The organism is Pseudomonas sp. P5_A2_2 (genome assembly GCF_054177685.1).
The window spans coordinates 1-2,317 of the sequence record NZ_JBGCUL010000729.1; the positions used below are offsets into that span (position 1 = coordinate 1).

The window sequence follows — 2,317 nt, forward strand, 5'->3', positions numbered from 1 at the left end:
GACAAGGACGGTTTGATTCCGGCCCTGCTGGCCGCCGAGATGACTGCCCGTACCGGTAGCGACCCGAGCCAGGCGTATCGTGCCTTGACCGATGAACTGGGTGAGCCGTTCTCGGTGCGGGTCGACGCCAAGGCCAACCCGGAACAGAAAGCACTGCTGAGCAAGTTGTCGCCGCAACAGGTCACCTCGACCCAACTGGCTGGCGAACCGATCCAGAATATCCTCAGCCACGCGCCGGGCAATGACCAGGCCATTGGCGGTCTCAAGGTCATGACCGAAAACGGCTGGTTCGCGGCGCGTCCGTCGGGCACCGAAGACATCTACAAGATCTACGCCGAAAGCTTCGTCAGTGACGACCACCTCAAGCGGCTTGTTGCCGAGGCGCAAACGCTGGTGGATGGGGCCATTTCCTCGAAATAAACACACAACCCTGTGGGAGCGAGCTTGCTCGCGATGACGTCAGTACATTCAACATTGATGTGTCTGACACACCGCTATCGCGAGCAAGCTCGCTCCCACAGGGGCACGACTTTCAGGAGTTACCCAGGTAGAACAAAAAAGGGGCGACCAACACGGTCGCCCCTTTTTTTGCGATTTGCCCAGCGGATCAGGCCAGGTCCACCAGAACGATCTCGCTGTCCTCGATGGCCGTCACCCGCAGCACTTGCTCGTCAGCAACCGCCACACCATCTCGAGCTTGTGCACGCAAGCCATTGACTTCAATGACCCCGGTGGCCGGCACCAGGTATGCACGACGACCGTTGTCCAAATGGTATTCGGCAGACTCGCCAGCCTTCAGATTGGCGGCTACCAGCCGGGCATCGGCGCGGATGCGCAAACTCTGGTCGTCGCCTTCCTTGCCGCTGGCCAGGGTGACAAAACCTTCGCGCTCGCCTTTCGGGAACGGCTTGGCGCCCCAGGACGGCGCCAGGCCGGATTCGTTCGGGATGATCCAGATCTGGAAAATCCTGGTCGGCGTCGCTTCCAGGTTGTACTCGCTGTGGGCGATCCCGGTGCCTGCACTCATGACCTGGACATCGCCCGCTTCGGTGCGGCCCTTGTTGCCAAGGTTGTCCTGGTGGGTGATGGCGCCTTCGCGGACATAGGTGATGATTTCCATGTCCCGGTGTGGGTGTTGTGGGAAACCGGTGCCGGGGGCGATCACGTCGTCATTCCAGACCCGCAGGTTGCCCCAGTTCATGCGCTTGGGATCGTAGTACTCGGCGAACGAAAAATGATGGTGCGCATCCAGCCAGCCGTGGTGAGCGCCGCCGAGCGAGTTGAAAGGTCTGAGTTCAAGCATGATCGTCTCCAGAAAAGGTTCGTCATGGGGCGAAGCGCCTGGGCCACGAAGCGAGACCGGTGAGTGATGACGGCCATCATCCAACAGGCAACAATCGATAAAAAGCGTAAAAAATGCAGCATTCCAATCGAATCGATTGATATAAAACTACCTCGAAATTTTCTCATTCAACCTTCACTTCATCGCATAAGCCAATGAGTGATAAGCAATTGACTAGAACTCGACGGCAAATGCAGACACCATAGCGCTCAACAGCCTCACACCCTGGAGTCAGCCCGCGTGCCGCAACACACCCCCGATCTTCCTCCTGAACTTCGTCCCTTGGCCGAGATGCCGTTGATCAAGCGATTGCTCGCCCGATTCTTCGGTTACAGCCTGACCCGCCTGCATGCCCAGCACCGAGCATCGTGGTTGCACGGCCAGGCTGACGGTTTTCGCAGTGGCCATAGCGCCGGGGTCGATTACGGCTACAAGGAAGGCAAGCTCGAAGGACTGGAGGAGGGTCGACAGGTCCTGCTGATCCGCGACTCGCGCGCCACTGAACACCGGCCACCGAATGTCGATGACCTGTTGTTCGACGATTGGCGCCTGCCATTGAACGCTGAATTGAAGAAGCGCATGAAGGCAGATGTCGCCCGATTGTTGCCAGCCCATGCCCAACCCAGCGCCGCCCAGTGGAAAATGATCTTCAGCGACACGCCGTCCACCTCGGTGATCGCCGGTGCCGGTGCGGGCAAATCGACCACGCTGGTGCTGCGTATCCTGCTGCTGAGCCATTACCTGGGCTTCGAGCTGAGTTCGATGACGGTGGTGACCTTCACCCGTGAGTCGCGCAAGGATTTCATCAACAAGCTGATCGAACTGTTTGCGCTCTGGGGTCGCGCAATCAGTTTCAAGGAGGCGCGGGATCTGGTGCGCACCTTTCACTCGCGGATCCTGCCGATGGTGCGCAGTCTTCCAGGTTTCGAGCGTTTGCAGGCTTTCGAGAACCTCAGCCTGCGGTCTGCACAAGGT

Annotated in this window: 2 protein-coding genes and 1 pseudogene; 2 read left to right on the forward strand and 1 reads right to left on the reverse strand. The window is 59.0% G+C overall.

The window, feature by feature from the left end:
* A pseudogene (locus ACXRVY_RS24865) lies at window positions 1–420 on the forward strand (alpha-D-glucose phosphate-specific phosphoglucomutase); the annotation flags it as partial.
* A gap of 187 nt (window positions 421–607) precedes the next feature.
* On the opposite strand, the gene ACXRVY_RS24870 reads toward ACXRVY_RS24865, so the two are convergent.
* Window positions 608–1,303: a pirin family protein gene (locus ACXRVY_RS24870; RefSeq protein WP_223458009.1), complete on the reverse strand. Its 696-nt coding sequence runs from the start codon at window positions 1,301–1,303 to the stop codon at window positions 608–610.
* Window positions 1,304–1,582: 279 nt separating this feature from the next.
* Between ACXRVY_RS24870 and ACXRVY_RS24875 the strand changes: the two genes are divergently transcribed.
* Window positions 1,583–2,317 (forward strand): UvrD-helicase domain-containing protein (locus ACXRVY_RS24875; RefSeq protein ID WP_458238505.1); only part of this gene is annotated, 735 nt, incomplete at its 3' end.

Coding starts and splice junctions, on each gene's coding strand:
- ACXRVY_RS24870 (WP_223458009.1), bottom strand. CDS start 1,303: ATGCTTGAACTCAGACCTTTCAACTCGCTCGGCGGCGCTCACCACGGC.